The organism is Erwinia artemisiae (assembly GCF_051400835.1).
GTDB classification, from domain to species: domain Bacteria; phylum Pseudomonadota; class Gammaproteobacteria; order Enterobacterales; family Enterobacteriaceae; genus Erwinia; species Erwinia aeris.
Genome location: NZ_JBLFFM010000003.1, coordinates 520,050 through 533,496, shown reverse-complemented (window position 1 = coordinate 533,496; position 13,447 = coordinate 520,050). Strand labels below are relative to the sequence as shown.

Here is a 13,447-nt window from a genome sequence, read left to right as displayed (position 1 = left end):
GTCTGAACACCTTATCAGAGTCTGAACTCTTCGCCCAAATAGACGCGCTTAACTTGTTCATCCTGGAGGATTTGCTCAGGCGAGCCGTGAGCGATCAGGTGTCCCTGACTGACGATATAGGCTCGTTCGCAGACGGCCAGCGTTTCACGGACGTTGTGATCGGTGATCAGCACGCCCAGGCCGCTGTCGCGCAGGTGTTCGATAATCTTTTTGATATCGATAACCGAAATCGGATCGACGCCTGCGAAAGGCTCATCCAGCAGGATGAATTTAGGGTTCGCCGCCAGCGCGCGGGCGATCTCTACGCGACGGCGTTCACCGCCGGAAAGCGCCTGACCCATGCTGTCGCGCAGGTGCGCGATATGGAACTCTTCCATCAGCTCGTTGGCGCGATCGGTTCGCTGTTCCGCCGTTAAATCTTCACGGATTTGCAGCACCGCCATCAGGTTGTCGTACACGCTCAGGCGGCGGAAAATAGAGGCTTCCTGCGGCAGATAGCCGATGCCCCGACGCGCGCGCGCGTGCAGCGGCAGAATACTGATATCTTCATCGTCGATAACGATGCGGCCCGCGTCGCGCGGCACAATGCCCACCACCATATAAAACGTGGTGGTCTTACCGGCGCCGTTCGGGCCCAGCAGGCCGACGATCTCACCGGATTTTACCTCCAGGCTGACATCTTCCACCACGCGTCGGCCTTTGTAGGCCTTCGCCAGATTTTGCGCAATTAAAGTCGCCATGGCTTAGTTACTCTTCTTGGGGGAGGAGGCGTTTTTATCCTGCAGCTGCGAAGGCACCAGCACGGTAGTGACGCGCTTGCCGGTATTGCCGTAGGCCTGCATTTTCTGCTCTTTCACCAGATAGGTGATGCGATCGCCTTTGACGTTGCTGTCCAGCTGCTCCAGATAAGCGCTGCCCGTCAGCTCGACGAAATCCTTCGCCAGCTCGTAGTGCATTTTCTGCGCATGGCCTTTAACGGGCTTGCCGTTGTCCTGCATCTGATAAAACGTCGCCGGATTGCCCCAGGCATCCACGATGGTTTTGTTGCTGTCGCCGTTCGGACGCGTGACCACAACCTTATCCGCGGTGATTTTGATCGAGCCCTGGGTCACGATGACGTTGCCGGTAAAGGTCGCCACGTTGCCCTGCATATCCAGCGCCTGATTTTCGGAGTCCACGTTGACCGGCTTATCCGAATCGCCCGTCAGGGCAAGAGCGGGCAGGCTGGCAGTCAGCAGCAGGCCGAGCGTCAAAAACTTAAGGTTGGTTCGCATTCTGAATTTCATAGGAGGTTTTGACCTTTTCAATCAACTCGGCGGTTTTCTTCCGTAAATTGCCACGCATCTTCATGCCGCTAGAGCTGAAGCTGGTGCCGTATAAGGTTACCCGATCTTCTGAGGTAACGTCCTGCGTGACAAGGTTCACTACGGCGTTATCGGTTTTAATTCGTTGTAGCTGGGCGTCCTGGGCCAGACTGTTGACCTCGACGTGGCCGTAAAGATAGAGCATACGGTCATTGGTTAGTTTGGCCTTGTCTGCCCGTACCGACCAGGTGGGCACTTTGTTTTCGTCATAGGTGGTCATGACCGGATTATCGAACCAGCTTACCGCGTCGGCGGAAAAGTAGGTTACTTTCTCGGATACCAGCTTGTAGCTCAGTCCGCCTTCCGGGTTATACACCACCGTATTGGACGACTGGCTCGTATAGGTCGGCTCCAGCGCGTTGCTGGCCGCGGGCGCAGGCTTATCCGTATCGGCCAGGTTCCAGCCAATCAGCACGATCGCTACCAGCGCCAGCAGGAGCGTAATCCAACGCCTTGTTTTACTCATACAGACTGCCCTTTGGCCTTATCAAACTTATCCTGCGCGATTAGGATCAGATCGCAAATTTCACGTACGGCGCCGCGTCCGCCCGCGAGGCGGGTAACGTAGTCGGCACGAGGAAGCAGCACGGGATGCGCATCGGCTACGGTCACGCTCAGGCCGACTTCCGCCATTACCGGCCAGTCAATCAGGTCATCGCCAATGTAGGCGACCTGCTCCGGCATCAGCGACAGTTTATCCAGAAGTTCGCGGAAGGCCAAAAGCTTATCCGACTGGCCCTGGTAAAGATGCGTAATGCCCAGCGTGGCGCAGCGATCTTCCAGCAGCTTTGCCTTGCGACCGGTGATAATAGCGACTTCCACGTCCGAGGTCAGCAGGCAGCGAATGCCGTAGCCGTCCCGCACGTTGAAGGCTTTTAGCTCCTCGCCGTTATTGCCCTGGTAAATCACACCGTCGGACATCACGCCATCTACGTCACAAATCAACAGCTTAATTTCACGCGCGCGCGCCATCACGGTCTCGCTCACGTCGCCATAACAGGTACTTATCCAGCTTGCGCCAGCCATTTTTTATTCCTTGTTAAACCACGCCGGCACGCAGCATGTCGTGCATATGCACTACGCCAAGCAGCCGATCGCCGTCGGCTACCATTAAAACGGTAATATTACGGCTCTGCATCAGATTCAGGGCATCGACCGCCAGCGTATGGGGCCGCACCCGTACGCCGCCCGAGGTCATAACGCTGGCGATACTGGCATGTTGAATATCAATGCCCATATCAAAGACGCGTCGCAGATCGCCATCGGTGAAAATCCCTTCGATCTTCATCAAATCGTCACAGATTACCGTCATACCTAAATTCTTACGGGTGATTTCCAGCAGGGCGTCACGCAGTGAGGCGTCACGGCCGACGCGAGGAATTTCATCGCCGCTATGCATAATATCGTCAACGGTCAGCAGCAGCTTGCGGCCCAGTGCGCCACCCGGATGGGAGAGGGCGAAATCCTCAGCCGTAAAGCCGCGCGCCTTCAGCAGCGCTACCGCCAGCGCGTCGCCCATCACCAGCGTTGCCGTGGTGCTGGTGGTCGGCGCCAGCCCCAGCGGACAGGCTTCCTGCGGTACTTTAACACAGAGATGGATATCTGCCGCGCGGCCCATCGCGCTGTCGGGACGGCCGGTCATACAGATAAGCGAGACGCGCAGCCGCTTCAGCACCGGGATCAGCGCCAGGATCTCGGAGGATTCGCCGGAGTTGGAAATGGCGATAACAATATCGCCCGAGCTGACCATGCCAAGATCGCCGTGGCTGGCCTCTGCCGGATGCACGAAAAACGCCGGGGTGCCGGTGCTGGCGAAGGTGGCCGCCATCTTTTTGCCGATGTGGCCCGATTTCCCCATGCCCATCACCACCACTTTGCCGTGGCAGTTGTAAATTTGCTTACAGGCTTCGGTAAAGTCTTCGTTAATGTACCGATCGAGCTGTTCCAGTCCCTGACGTTCAATCGTCAGAACATCTTTCCCCGCCTGCTGAAAATCAAAGTCGGGCCGTAGAGTAACAGGTGACATAGGTTCTAATCCTTTTACCAAAAGGTGGCCGAAGGAAGCCAGTAGAGTAACGCGACCCAGGCAACAAAGCCTGTCAGCAGCAGCGCGCCCGCCACTCTGCCGATACAGCGGCTACGGCGCAGGCAGATAAGCGTAAACAGCGCGCTGACGCCCAGCATGATCCAGTAGTCGCGGGCAAAAGCATGCATATCCACCGCGCCCGGATGCAGCAGCGCCGGAATGCCAAGTACAATGGCAATATTGTAGATGTTAGAGCCGATCAGATTGCCGATGGCGATATCATCTTCGCCTTTCAGCGCGCCGGCAATCACCGTAGCCAGCTCCGGCAGGCTGGTGCCGACAGCGATCACCGTCAGGCCGATCACCAGTTGGCTGACGCCAAAAAAATTGGCGATAACCGTTGCGTTGTCGATAACCATACGGGTCGACATCGGTAAAATAATCAGCGCCACGCCCAGCCAGAGAAACGCCACCGTGTTGCCTGTATCGTCACGCGGCAGTTCGGCAAGCTGTTCGCGCGTCAGCGAATCCGTATCGCCACGCTCCGCTTTGCGGGCAATGTTGATAATAAACAACAGGTAGCCTGCCGCAAAGGCAATCAGGATCAGGCCGTCATTGCGGCTTAGCATATTATCAAACAGCAGCAGGCCGCTGATTAATGTAATCAGCAGCATCAACGGCAGCTCGCGCGCCAGCAGCCTGGAATACAGCCTTAAGGGATGCAGCAGCGCCGCGCCGCCGAGGATCAGCAGAATATTGGTGATATTGGAGCCGACCGCCGTGCCAACCGCTAAATCCATCTGGCCGTGCAGGGAAGCGGAGAAAGAGACGATCAGTTCAGGCAGCGAGGTGCCTATGCTGACCACGGTCATGCCGATAATCAGCGGAGGAACGCCAATTGCGCGGCACAGGATAGCCGCGCTGAACACCAGACGATCTGCACCATATACCAGCAGGACCAGGCCGATAATCAATAGTGCGGTAGCTACAATCATGAAATGTCCTTTGATCGGGTATAATCGTCGGCTTGCCTTGCACGACGAGCAAAACGGGCCGGTAAAATGGCCGCGAACGCGCTGATTTTGACGGTCTGAAAGCAAAAAGTAAAACTTATGCCAACTTTCGCTACGTCAGACGGATAAGTTTCTGTAAAAGTGTCCAGTTCCGCTGGTTATACGTTACCATCGGTAGAGGATGAAATGCCTGGAAAAGAGGATAAGAGGTCACAATGAGCCAGACGGAGACGAATTTGGTGGACGTTCGGGGCGTCAGCTTCGCTCGCGGCGATCGCCCGGTTTTCGATAACATCTCGCTTACGGTGCCGAAAGGGAAAGTCACAGCCATTATGGGCCCTTCAGGCATTGGTAAAACCACGCTGCTGCGTCTGATCGGCGGTCAGCTGCGTCCCGATGCCGGCGAAATCTGGTTTAACGGGGAAAATATCCCCGCGCTTTCGCGCTCGCGTCTCTACGAAGCGCGTAAAAAAATGAGCATGTTATTTCAGTCCGGCGCGTTGTTTACCGATCTGACGGTGTTTGACAACGTCGCCTGGCCGCTGCGCGAACATACGCAGCTGCCGCCCGCGCTGCTGCACAGCACGGTGATGATGAAGCTGGAAGCCGTCGGCCTGCGCGGCGCGGCTCAGCTAAAGCCTTCCGAGCTGTCCGGCGGCATGGCGCGGCGCGCGGCGCTGGCCAGAGCTATCGCGCTGGAGCCGGATCTGATTATGTTCGACGAACCTTTCGTCGGGCAGGACCCGATCACCATGGGCGTGCTGGTCAAGCTGATTGACGAGCTGAACCACTCGCTGGGCATGACCTGCATTGTGGTTTCACACGACGTGCCGGAAGTGCTGAGCATTGCCGACTACGCCTACATTATCGCCGGACAGAAAGTTATCGCTCAGGGAACGGCCAGCGCGCTGCATGAAAATGAAGATGCCCGGGTTCGCCAGTTTATCGACGGCATCGCCGACGGCCCGGTTCCTTTTCGTTTTCCCGCAGGCGACTATCTGCAGGATCTAACCGGCTCAGGGAGTTAATCTGATGTTACTACGTGCACTGGCGTCCGTCGGACGTCAGGGGATCAATATTTGCGCCTCGTTTGGCCGCGCCGGGCTGATGCTTTTTCACGCGCTGATAGGCATTCCCCGCTTCCGCAAACATGCGCCGCTGGTGATCAAGCAGCTGTACAGCATTGGCGTGCTGTCGCTGCTGATTATCGTGGTTTCCGGCCTGTTTATCGGCATGGTGCTGGGTTTGCAGGGCTACCTGGTGCTGAATACCTACGGGGCCGACAGCAGCCTGGGGATGCTGGTGGCGCTGTCGCTGCTGCGCGAACTGGGGCCGGTCGTCACGGCGCTGCTGTTTGCCGGCAGGGCAGGCTCGGCGCTTACGGCGGAAATCGGTCTGATGAAGGCGACCGAGCAGCTCTCCAGCATGGAGATGATGGCGGTCGATCCGCTGCGCAGGATTATCTCTCCTCGCTTCTGGGCCGGTTTTATCAGTATGCCGCTGCTGACGCTAATTTTCGTCGCGGTAGGTATACTGGGCGGCGCTATCGTGGGCGTCAGCTGGAAAGGCATCGACGGCGGCTTTTTCTGGTCGGCGATGCAAAACGCCGTGGATATCCGTACCGATATCGTCAACTGCGTGATCAAAAGCGCCGTTTTCGCCTTTACCGTCACCTGGATTGCCCTGTTTAACGGCTACGATGCCGTGCCGACTTCTGAAGGCATTAGCCGGGCGACGACGCGTACTGTAGTACATGCTTCTCTGGCTGTGCTCGGTTTGGATTTTGTGCTGACAGCACTGATGTTTGGGAACTGATTCGATGCAAACGAAAAAAAGCGAAATTTGGGTAGGGGTCTTTTTACTGCTGGCGCTTTGCGCGGCGCTGTTTCTCTGCCTGCGCGTGGCGGATCTGAAATCCCTGGGCAGCGAACCCACCTGGCGGCTCTACGCTACCTTTGACAATATCGGCGGGCTGAAAAGCGGTTCGCCGGTGAAAATTGGCGGCGTGGTAGTTGGCCGCGTGACGGATATCGGCCTGGATGAGAAAACCTATCTGCCGCGCGTCTCGATGGATATCGAAGACAAATATAATCAGCTGCCGGATACCAGCTCGCTGGCGGTCAGAACCTCTGGCCTGCTGGGCGAACAGTATCTGGCGCTCAACGTCGGTTTTGACGATCCGGAGATGGGAACGGCTATGCTTAAGGATGGCAGCACCATTCAGGACACCAAGTCGGCAATGGTGCTGGAAGATCTGATAGGCCAGTTCCTGTATAAGAGCGGCAACGGTAACGAGAGTAAAAACGCGGCGCCGGAGAACGGCGGCGAGCCTGCCCCGGCCGCAGCGACTAACCCTTAAGAGGAGCAGTAATGTTTAAACGTTTCCTGATGGTGGCCATGTTAATCATCGCCCCGGTCGCGGCTAACGCTGCCGCCGACCAGACCAACCCTTACAAGCTGATGAACGAGGCGGCGGAGAAAACCTTTACCCGTCTTAAAAACGAGCAGCCTAAAATCAAGCAGGATCCCAACTACCTGCGCCAAATCGTGCGTGAAGAGCTGCTGCCCTATGTGCAGATTAAATATGCCGGCGCGTTAGTGCTGGGACGTTACTACAAAGAAGCGACGCCTGCCCAGCGCGAAGCCTATTTCAAAGCCTTTAGCGACTACCTGGCGCAGGCTTACGGCCAGGCGCTGGCGCTCTACCACGGTCAGACTTACCAGATCGCACCTGAGCAGCCCTATGGCGATGCCAATATTATTGCCATCCGCGTCTCCATCATCGATCCTAACGGCCGCCCGCCGGTTCGCCTGGACTTCCAGTGGCGTAAGAACAGCCGCACCGGCGACTGGCAGGCCTACGATATGATCGCGGAAGGCGTCAGCATGATCTCCACCAAGCAGAACGAGTGGGCGGGCATTCTGCGTCAGAAAGGCGTCGACGGCCTGACTGACGTACTGAAAAACGCGGCCAGCCAGCCGATTACGCTGGACAAGCAGCAGTAATGGATCAGCTTAACTGGCGCATCGAGGGCAACCGCCTGCATCTGGCGGGCGAGCTGGAGCGGGAAACGCTGGCCGCACTGTGGCAGCAGCGCGAAACGGTCATGAAACAGATTGATACCATTGATGTCTCCGCGCTGGACAGAGTCGATTCAGCCGGGCTGGCGCTGCTGGTGCACCTGCGTCAGATCGCGCTGGGGCAGGGGAAAGCGCCGGGATTTACCGGTATTACCGACAAACTGCGTTCGCTGATCGCGCTGTATAATCTGCAGCAGTTTATTACCGCCGAACGCTGACGGCCCGCGCCCGTTCCTGATGAAAAAGCCTCTGCACACGCGGAGGCTTTTTTGCCTGTTTAAGATAGCTCCGCTTTCCACTACTATGTAGGCCTGTTTATCCTCAACCGAATTTAGAAAATCCCATGGAAACTAGTGAAATCCAATCCGTGCTGATGGCCGCGCTGCCGCTGCAGGAAGCCATTGTAACCGGCGACGGCAGCCACTTTCAGGTGATCGCCGTAGGCGAGATATTTGGTGAACTGAGCCGCGTGAAAAAGCAGCAGGCGATTTACGCGCCGCTGGCGGCCTATCTTGCCGACAACCGTATTCACGCGCTGTCCATCAAAACCTATACGCCGGAAGAATGGGCACGTGACCGTAAGCTGAACGGTTTTTAAGTCGCCGTTTTCATCGCTTCGGGCGGTGAAGCGGCCGTACTCTATTGCTGATTAATTGAGAGCAGGTTTAATGGATAAATTTCGTGTGCAGGGCCCGACCCGTTTAAGCGGGGAAGTGACCATTTCCGGTGCTAAAAACGCTGCGCTGCCGATTCTTTTCGCTGCTCTGCTGGCGTCCGATCCCGTAGAAATTCAGAATGTCCCGAAGCTTAAGGACATCGATACTACCATGAAGCTGTTGAGCCAGCTGGGCGTAAAAGCGGAGCGTAACGGCTCGGTGCACCTGGATGCCAGCAACGTCAATATTTTTTGCGCGCCTTACGATTTGGTAAAGACCATGCGCGCTTCGATTTGGGCGCTTGGCCCGCTGGTGGCGCGTTTCGGTCAGGGGCAGGTTTCTCTGCCTGGCGGCTGCGCTATCGGCGCGCGTCCTGTCGATCTGCACATTACCGGCCTTGAGCAGCTGGGTGCCGAGATCAAGCTGGAAGAAGGCTATGTTAAAGCGTCCGTCGACGGCCGCCTGAAAGGCGCGCACATCGTGATGGATAAGGTCAGCGTAGGCGCAACCGTCACCATCATGAGCGCCGCCACGCTGGCTACCGGCACCACCGTGATTGAAAACGCCGCCCGCGAGCCGGAAATCGTCGATACGGCGAACTTCCTGAATACGCTGGGCGCGAAAATCACCGGTGCCGGCAGCGATCGCATTACTATCGAAGGCGTTGAGCGCCTGGGCGGCGGCGTTTATCGCGTATTGCCGGATCGTATTGAAACCGGCACCTTCCTGATCGCCGCCGCGATTTCCGGCGGTAAAGTTGTCTGCCGCGACACGCAGCCGGCTACGCTGGACGCGGTGCTGGCCAAGCTGCGTGAAGCGGGAGCAGATATCGAAACCGGCGAGGACTGGATCAGTCTGGATATGCACGGCAAGCGGCCAAAAGCGGTCAACTTCCGCACCGCGCCGCATCCTGGCTTCCCAACCGATATGCAGGCGCAGTTCAGCCTGCTGAATCTGGTGGCGGAAGGCACGGGCGTGATCACCGAAACCATCTTCGAAAACCGCTTTATGCACATACCGGAGCTGATCCGTATGGGCGCGCATGCGGAAATTGAAAGCAATACGGCGATCTGCCACGGCGTGGAGAAACTGTCCGGCGCTCAGGTCATGGCCACCGATCTGCGCGCTTCCGCAAGCCTGGTGCTGGCTGGCTGCATCGCGGAAGGCACCACGATTGTGGATCGTATTTACCATATCGATCGCGGTTATGAGCACATCGAAGACAAGCTGAAAGCGTTAGGCGCTAATATCGAGCGCGTAAGCGGCGACGAATAACGCCGTTTGAAGCTGACTGGCAACGGGGCGGTAGCGATCTACCGCCTTTTCTTTATGAGCGAATAAGCTTTTTACGGTCGAGCAGGGCATGGGTGACAGGATCGTAATAGCGGCTGGGCCAGATCTCGGCCGGATGGATGTTCAGGGCATTGGCGATAATCCATTCGCCTTTAGGCCACGGCCTGAACAGTGCGTTAGCAAGCGTGGACGAGCTTAATCCGGCCTCTCGTGATACCTCGGCCAGCGTGGTGCCTTTCTTTTTCAGACCTGCAATAATATCCGCGTTATGCCAGTCCGCTTTCTTCTCTAGCATCTGCTTTTTCCTCCATGGACGCATCGCTATTTCTGGAAACATCAGGACGCAACATTGCCGTCTCTACGGCAGGGATTGCGAACATGATGTGAATATTTAAGGCGTTAGCCTTTAAATATCGCAGTCAGATTTATAACAATAATCGCTAAGATATTTCCAATAAAATTTAAGCAGCGTTTTGTTTTTGAGGCGTAATGCGCAAAAGTTACGTAACAGCGTGATGCATTACATTACAAAAAGGGATCCAGGAGGCGTTGTACAGAAGGGAAAAAGCGCGGCTGACCGCGCTCAGGGATTAAAATTCGCGCTGCACCGACATATGCGCCAGCGCTTCCAGCGCGCTGCGCCACGGCGATTCCGGTAGGGCATTCAGACAGGCGATGGCCTTGTCTGCTTCGCGTTCTGCCGATTCCCGTGTCCAGGCCAGCGAGCCGCACTGTTGCATGGTTTCCAGTACGGGTTCCAGCAGATGGCGACCGTTACCTTGCTCAATCGCGCTGCGGATCATCGCTGCCTGCTCCGGCGTGCCGTTACGCATGGCGTGCAGCAGCGGTAAGGTTGGTTTGCCTTCGCTAAGGTCGTCACCAACGTTTTTACCCAGCGTTTTACCGTCGGCGCTGTAATCAAGAAGATCGTCGATAAGCTGGAAAGCGGTGCCGATATAGCGGCCATAATCCTGCAACGCCTTTTCCTGCTCCGGCGTGGCCTCGGCCAGGATAGCGGAAGATTGGGCGGCGGCTTCAAACAGGCGAGCAGTTTTACTGTAGATCACCCGCATATAGCTCTCTTCGGTAATATCGGGATCGTTACAGTTCATCAGCTGCAGCACTTCGCCTTCCGCTATCACGTTAACCGCTTCCGACATCAGCTCCAGCACGCGCAGCGAACCAATGCTGGTCATCATCTGAAAAGCACGCGTGTAGATAAAATCGCCGACCAGCACGCTGGCCGCATTGCCGAAAGCAGCGTTGGCGGTGGCTTTGCCGCGGCGCATATCCGATTCGTCCACCACGTCATCGTGCAGAAGGGTGGCAGTGTGAATGAATTCTATCAGGGCTGCTACGGTAACGTGTTGTTTACCGGAGTAATTCAGCGCGCGCGCGGCCAAAACGGCGATCGTTGGGCGGATGCGTTTGCCTCCACCGCTGATGATGTAGTAACCCAGCTGATTGATGAGGGAAACCTCAGAATTCAACTGCTCGAGTATGGTTGCATTGACGTCCGCCATGTCCTGCGCGGTGAGTTCGTTTATCTGTTCTAAGTTCATCAGTCTTTTCAGCTATTGCCCACTTTGCGGCTATGATAAGCGTCTTTACCCGTGCCTGCGGCATGTAATGTATAACAGATTGTACTTGAAAATGGCGACTGTGAAACATTTGGCTGTGCTTTGCGTTTTTTTTCTGCAATACCCGCTACCTGGCACTTGTCATCGCGTGCGAAGTTGCGTAGAATTCGCGCCCTATTGTGAATATTTATAGCGCAGCCTGAACTCAAGACGGCAAGCGCGAGAGCGGAGTTTATATGTACGCGGTTTTCCAAAGTGGTGGTAAACAACACCGAGTGAGCGAAGGTCAGACCGTTCGCCTGGAAAAGCTGGACATCGCAACCGGCGAAACGATTGAATTCGACCAGGTTCTGATGATTGCCAACGGCGAAGAAGTAACGATCGGCGCACCTTTAGTTTCAGGCGGCGTGATCAAAGCAGAAATTATTGCTCACGGTCGTGGCGACAAAATTAAGATTGTTAAGTTTCGTCGTCGTAAACACTACCGTAAGCAGCAGGGTCACCGTCAGTGGTTCACTGATGTGAAGATCACTGGCATCAGCGCCTAAGAGGAGATCTGACAAATGGCACATAAAAAGGCTGGCGGTTCCACTCGAAATGGCCGCGATTCCAACGCAAAACGCCTGGGCGTTAAGCGTTTCGGTGGCGAAAGCGTTCTGGCAGGTAGCATCATCGTTCGTCAGCGTGGCACCAAATTCCACGCGGGCACCAACGTAGGCTGCGGCCGTGACCACACCCTGTTTGCTACGGCAAACGGCAAGGTCCTGTTTGAAGTGAAAGGCCCGAACAACCGTAAATACATCAGCATCGTTGCTGAGTAAGGTTTTCGTGCCTGAAGGCGGTACCTGATACCGCTTTCAGCAGCGAATCAAAAAGCCCCGCTATGATTGCGGGGCTTTTTACATTCTGCATCTGGCGCGCCAATCAGGTTGCCAGTAAAACCCTTTGCTGTACACTTTGTATTCAGCTGCATGATGTCTTAAGGCGGATCCCCTGTCTGGAAATGACGCGAGGGCTGCGCCCCCGGACAGCCGTCATAAGGCCTGCGAGCCACGACGGATCATCCTGCCAGCAGCGGGCAAATGATTTACGGAGAAGTAACATGAAGTTTGTTGATGAAGCGACGATCCTCGTTGCTGCGGGTGATGGCGGCAATGGCTGCGTTAGTTTCCGTCGTGAGAAATATATTCCAAGAGGCGGCCCGGACGGCGGCGATGGTGGTGATGGCGGCGACGTCTATATGCAGGCCGACGAGAACCTGAACACCCTTATCGATTATCGCTTTGAAAAATCTTTCCGTGCCGAGCGCGGGCAGAACGGTCAGAGCCGCGACTGCACCGGTAAACGCGGTAAAGACATTATTATTAAAGTGCCGGTCGGCACCCGTATCATCGATCAGGGCACTGGCGAAACGCTGGGCGATATGATGAAGCACGGTCAGCTGCAAATGGTCGCGAAAGGCGGCTGGCACGGCCTGGGGAACACCCGCTTTAAATCTTCCGTTAACCGTACGCCTCGTCAGAAAACGATGGGAACGCCGGGCGAGAAGCGCGATCTGCAGCTGGAGCTGATGCTGCTGGCCGACGTCGGAATGCTGGGCCTGCCGAACGCGGGTAAATCCACCTTTATCCGCGCCGTTTCCGCCGCGAAGCCTAAAGTAGCCGACTATCCGTTTACCACCCTGGTACCTAGCCTGGGCGTGGTGCGTATGGACAGCGAGCAGAGCTTTGTGATCGCCGACATTCCGGGCCTGATTGAAGGCGCTTCTGACGGTGCGGGCCTGGGTATTCGTTTCCTTAAGCACCTTGAGCGCTGCCGCGTGCTGCTGCACACCATTGACCTGGCGCCAATTGATGAAACCGATCCGGTAGAAAACGCCCGCATCATTCTGGGCGAGCTGGAAAAATACAGCGAGAAGCTTTTTAATAAGCCTCGCTGGCTGGTTTTCAACAAGGTCGACCTGCTGGATCAGGAAGAAGCGGAATCCCGTGCGAAAGCCATTGCCGATGCGCTGGGCTGGACGGATAAATACTATCTGATTTCTGCCGCCAACCGCGTTGGCGTAACGCCGCTTTGCTGGGACGTGATGTCCTTCCTGAACGCCAATCCAAAAGAGGCGGAAGTGGAAGAGAAGCAGCCGGAAAAAGTGGAGTTCATGTGGGACGACTATCATCGCCAGCAGCTGGAAGAAGCTGAAACGGCGGTGGAAGAAGACGATGACTGGGATGACGACTGGGATGACGAAGACGACGAAGGCGTCGAAATCATCTACCAGCGTTAATCCCTGAAGGGCGCCAATCGGCGCCCTTTCTGTTATGGGAACCGCACGGAGTACCGATGGCAGCCTCACTGAGCAGGAACCCAGCTTCATGAGCGTTGACCTTCGCAGCAGTAATTATTTCTTCCCGCTAATAAAGATAATCATTATCATCTG

18 protein-coding genes are annotated in these 13,447 nt (G+C 56.1%); 10 read left to right on the top strand and 8 right to left on the bottom strand.

Annotated elements, in window-relative coordinates:
• Window positions 1-14: 14 nt before the first annotated feature.
• From lptB to ACMGEE_RS10275, 6 genes are read right to left on the bottom strand one after another with little or no spacing between them, the layout of a single operon-like run.
• On the bottom strand, window positions 15-740 hold the full coding sequence (lptB, locus tag ACMGEE_RS10300; protein WP_253457868.1) for an LPS export ABC transporter ATP-binding protein: 726 nt from the start codon (window positions 738-740) through the stop codon (window positions 15-17).
• A gap of 3 nt (window positions 741-743) precedes the next feature.
• Window positions 744-1,286, bottom strand: coding sequence for a lipopolysaccharide ABC transporter substrate-binding protein LptA (gene lptA / locus ACMGEE_RS10295; RefSeq protein ID WP_125287088.1), 543 nt, complete (start codon window positions 1,284-1,286; stop codon window positions 744-746).
• Complete coding sequence (gene lptC, locus ACMGEE_RS10290; RefSeq protein WP_436829994.1) at window positions 1,258-1,830, bottom strand: LPS export ABC transporter periplasmic protein LptC; 573 nt, start codon at window positions 1,828-1,830, stop codon at window positions 1,258-1,260. The genes lptA and lptC overlap by 29 nt, the downstream gene beginning before the upstream one ends.
• Window positions 1,827-2,390, bottom strand: coding sequence for a 3-deoxy-manno-octulosonate-8-phosphatase KdsC (gene kdsC / locus ACMGEE_RS10285; RefSeq protein WP_253457874.1), 564 nt, complete (start codon window positions 2,388-2,390; stop codon window positions 1,827-1,829). Before kdsC ends, lptC begins: the two co-directional genes overlap by 4 nt.
• Before the next feature lie 13 nt (window positions 2,391-2,403).
• Complete coding sequence (kdsD, locus tag ACMGEE_RS10280; RefSeq protein WP_253457877.1) at window positions 2,404-3,390, bottom strand: arabinose-5-phosphate isomerase KdsD; 987 nt, start codon at window positions 3,388-3,390, stop codon at window positions 2,404-2,406.
• Between the two features lie 14 nt (window positions 3,391-3,404).
• Window positions 3,405-4,385 carry a calcium/sodium antiporter gene (locus ACMGEE_RS10275; RefSeq protein ID WP_436829993.1) on the bottom strand — a complete coding sequence of 327 codons (981 nt, stop codon included), beginning with the start codon at window positions 4,383-4,385 and terminating at the stop codon, window positions 3,405-3,407.
• A gap of 233 nt (window positions 4,386-4,618) precedes the next feature.
• Here ACMGEE_RS10275 and mlaF point away from each other — a divergent pair, with 233 nt between their 5' ends.
• From mlaF to murA, 7 genes are all read left to right on the top strand, one after another.
• Window positions 4,619-5,431: a phospholipid ABC transporter ATP-binding protein MlaF gene (gene mlaF / locus ACMGEE_RS10270; RefSeq protein ID WP_125287093.1), complete on the top strand. Its 813-nt coding sequence runs from the start codon at window positions 4,619-4,621 to the stop codon at window positions 5,429-5,431.
• 4 nt (window positions 5,432-5,435) lie between these two features.
• Window positions 5,436-6,218: a lipid asymmetry maintenance ABC transporter permease subunit MlaE gene (gene mlaE, locus ACMGEE_RS10265; RefSeq protein ID WP_253457882.1), complete on the top strand. Its 783-nt coding sequence runs from the start codon at window positions 5,436-5,438 to the stop codon at window positions 6,216-6,218.
• A 4-nt stretch (window positions 6,219-6,222) separates the two neighbouring features.
• Window positions 6,223-6,762, top strand: coding sequence for an outer membrane lipid asymmetry maintenance protein MlaD (mlaD, locus tag ACMGEE_RS10260; protein WP_301250721.1), 540 nt, complete (start codon window positions 6,223-6,225; stop codon window positions 6,760-6,762).
• 11 nt (window positions 6,763-6,773) lie between these two features.
• Window positions 6,774-7,409 (top strand): phospholipid-binding protein MlaC, encoded by a 636-nt coding sequence (gene mlaC / locus ACMGEE_RS10255; RefSeq protein ID WP_253457885.1) that lies wholly within the window; start codon window positions 6,774-6,776, stop codon window positions 7,407-7,409.
• The gene (gene mlaB / locus ACMGEE_RS10250; RefSeq protein WP_253457888.1) at window positions 7,409-7,702 is read left to right on the top strand and encodes a lipid asymmetry maintenance protein MlaB; all 294 of its coding nucleotides are present in this window, start codon (window positions 7,409-7,411) and stop codon (window positions 7,700-7,702) included. The genes mlaC and mlaB overlap by 1 nt, the downstream gene beginning before the upstream one ends.
• 125 nt (window positions 7,703-7,827) lie before the next feature.
• Window positions 7,828-8,082 (top strand): BolA family iron metabolism protein IbaG, encoded by a 255-nt coding sequence (ibaG, locus tag ACMGEE_RS10245; RefSeq protein WP_436829992.1) that lies wholly within the window; start codon window positions 7,828-7,830, stop codon window positions 8,080-8,082.
• A gap of 70 nt (window positions 8,083-8,152) precedes the next feature.
• A complete protein-coding gene (gene murA, locus ACMGEE_RS10240) occupies window positions 8,153-9,415 on the top strand; it encodes a UDP-N-acetylglucosamine 1-carboxyvinyltransferase (protein ID WP_253457891.1) in 1,263 nt (420 codons plus the stop codon).
• Window positions 9,416-9,467: 52 nt separating this feature from the next.
• Here murA and ACMGEE_RS10235 read toward each other — a convergent pair whose 3' ends face one another.
• Entirely contained in the window at window positions 9,468-9,728 is a 261-nt protein-coding gene (locus ACMGEE_RS10235) for a helix-turn-helix domain-containing protein (RefSeq protein WP_253457894.1), read from the bottom strand.
• A gap of 295 nt (window positions 9,729-10,023) precedes the next feature.
• Window positions 10,024-10,995, bottom strand: a complete 972-nt coding sequence (ispB, locus tag ACMGEE_RS10230) for an octaprenyl diphosphate synthase (RefSeq protein WP_253457897.1) — start codon at window positions 10,993-10,995, stop codon at window positions 10,024-10,026.
• 254 nt (window positions 10,996-11,249) lie between these two features.
• On the opposite strand from ispB, the gene rplU reads away from it, so the two are divergent.
• The 3 genes from rplU to cgtA all read left to right on the top strand — a co-directional run bounded on the left by rplU (window position 11,250) and on the right by cgtA (window position 13,294).
• Window positions 11,250-11,561, top strand: a complete 312-nt coding sequence (gene rplU / locus ACMGEE_RS10225) for a 50S ribosomal protein L21 (protein WP_125287102.1) — start codon at window positions 11,250-11,252, stop codon at window positions 11,559-11,561.
• 15 nt (window positions 11,562-11,576) lie between these two features.
• Window positions 11,577-11,834: a 50S ribosomal protein L27 gene (gene rpmA, locus ACMGEE_RS10220; protein ID WP_012666719.1), complete on the top strand. Its 258-nt coding sequence runs from the start codon at window positions 11,577-11,579 to the stop codon at window positions 11,832-11,834.
• A gap of 281 nt (window positions 11,835-12,115) precedes the next feature.
• On the top strand, window positions 12,116-13,294 hold the full coding sequence (cgtA, locus tag ACMGEE_RS10215; RefSeq protein ID WP_253457900.1) for an Obg family GTPase CgtA: 1,179 nt from the start codon (window positions 12,116-12,118) through the stop codon (window positions 13,292-13,294).
• The last annotated feature ends 153 nt before the right edge of the window (window positions 13,295-13,447 follow it).

Excerpts from the sequence above, each read along its gene's own strand:
- lptB (WP_253457868.1), bottom strand. The coding sequence starts at position 740 with ATGGCGACTTTAATTGCGCAAAATCTGGCGAAGGCCTACAAAGGCCGA.
- lptA (WP_125287088.1), bottom strand. The coding sequence starts at position 1,286 with ATGAAATTCAGAATGCGAACCAACCTTAAGTTTTTGACGCTCGGCCTG.
- lptC (WP_436829994.1), bottom strand. The coding sequence starts at position 1,830 with ATGAGTAAAACAAGGCGTTGGATTACGCTCCTGCTGGCGCTGGTAGCG.
- kdsC (WP_253457874.1), bottom strand. The coding sequence starts at position 2,390 with ATGGCTGGCGCAAGCTGGATAAGTACCTGTTATGGCGACGTGAGCGAG.
- kdsD (WP_253457877.1), bottom strand. The coding sequence starts at position 3,390 with ATGTCACCTGTTACTCTACGGCCCGACTTTGATTTTCAGCAGGCGGGG.
- ACMGEE_RS10275 (WP_436829993.1), bottom strand. The coding sequence starts at position 4,385 with ATGATTGTAGCTACCGCACTATTGATTATCGGCCTGGTCCTGCTGGTA.
- mlaF (WP_125287093.1), top strand. The coding sequence starts at position 4,619 with ATGAGCCAGACGGAGACGAATTTGGTGGACGTTCGGGGCGTCAGCTTC.
- mlaE (WP_253457882.1), top strand. The coding sequence starts at position 5,436 with ATGTTACTACGTGCACTGGCGTCCGTCGGACGTCAGGGGATCAATATT.
- mlaD (WP_301250721.1), top strand. The coding sequence starts at position 6,223 with ATGCAAACGAAAAAAAGCGAAATTTGGGTAGGGGTCTTTTTACTGCTG.
- mlaC (WP_253457885.1), top strand. The coding sequence starts at position 6,774 with ATGTTTAAACGTTTCCTGATGGTGGCCATGTTAATCATCGCCCCGGTC.
- mlaB (WP_253457888.1), top strand. The coding sequence starts at position 7,409 with ATGGATCAGCTTAACTGGCGCATCGAGGGCAACCGCCTGCATCTGGCG.
- ibaG (WP_436829992.1), top strand. The coding sequence starts at position 7,828 with ATGGAAACTAGTGAAATCCAATCCGTGCTGATGGCCGCGCTGCCGCTG.
- murA (WP_253457891.1), top strand. The coding sequence starts at position 8,153 with ATGGATAAATTTCGTGTGCAGGGCCCGACCCGTTTAAGCGGGGAAGTG.
- ACMGEE_RS10235 (WP_253457894.1), bottom strand. The coding sequence starts at position 9,728 with ATGCTAGAGAAGAAAGCGGACTGGCATAACGCGGATATTATTGCAGGT.
- ispB (WP_253457897.1), bottom strand. The coding sequence starts at position 10,995 with ATGAACTTAGAACAGATAAACGAACTCACCGCGCAGGACATGGCGGAC.
- rplU (WP_125287102.1), top strand. The coding sequence starts at position 11,250 with ATGTACGCGGTTTTCCAAAGTGGTGGTAAACAACACCGAGTGAGCGAA.
- rpmA (WP_012666719.1), top strand. The coding sequence starts at position 11,577 with ATGGCACATAAAAAGGCTGGCGGTTCCACTCGAAATGGCCGCGATTCC.
- cgtA (WP_253457900.1), top strand. The coding sequence starts at position 12,116 with ATGAAGTTTGTTGATGAAGCGACGATCCTCGTTGCTGCGGGTGATGGC.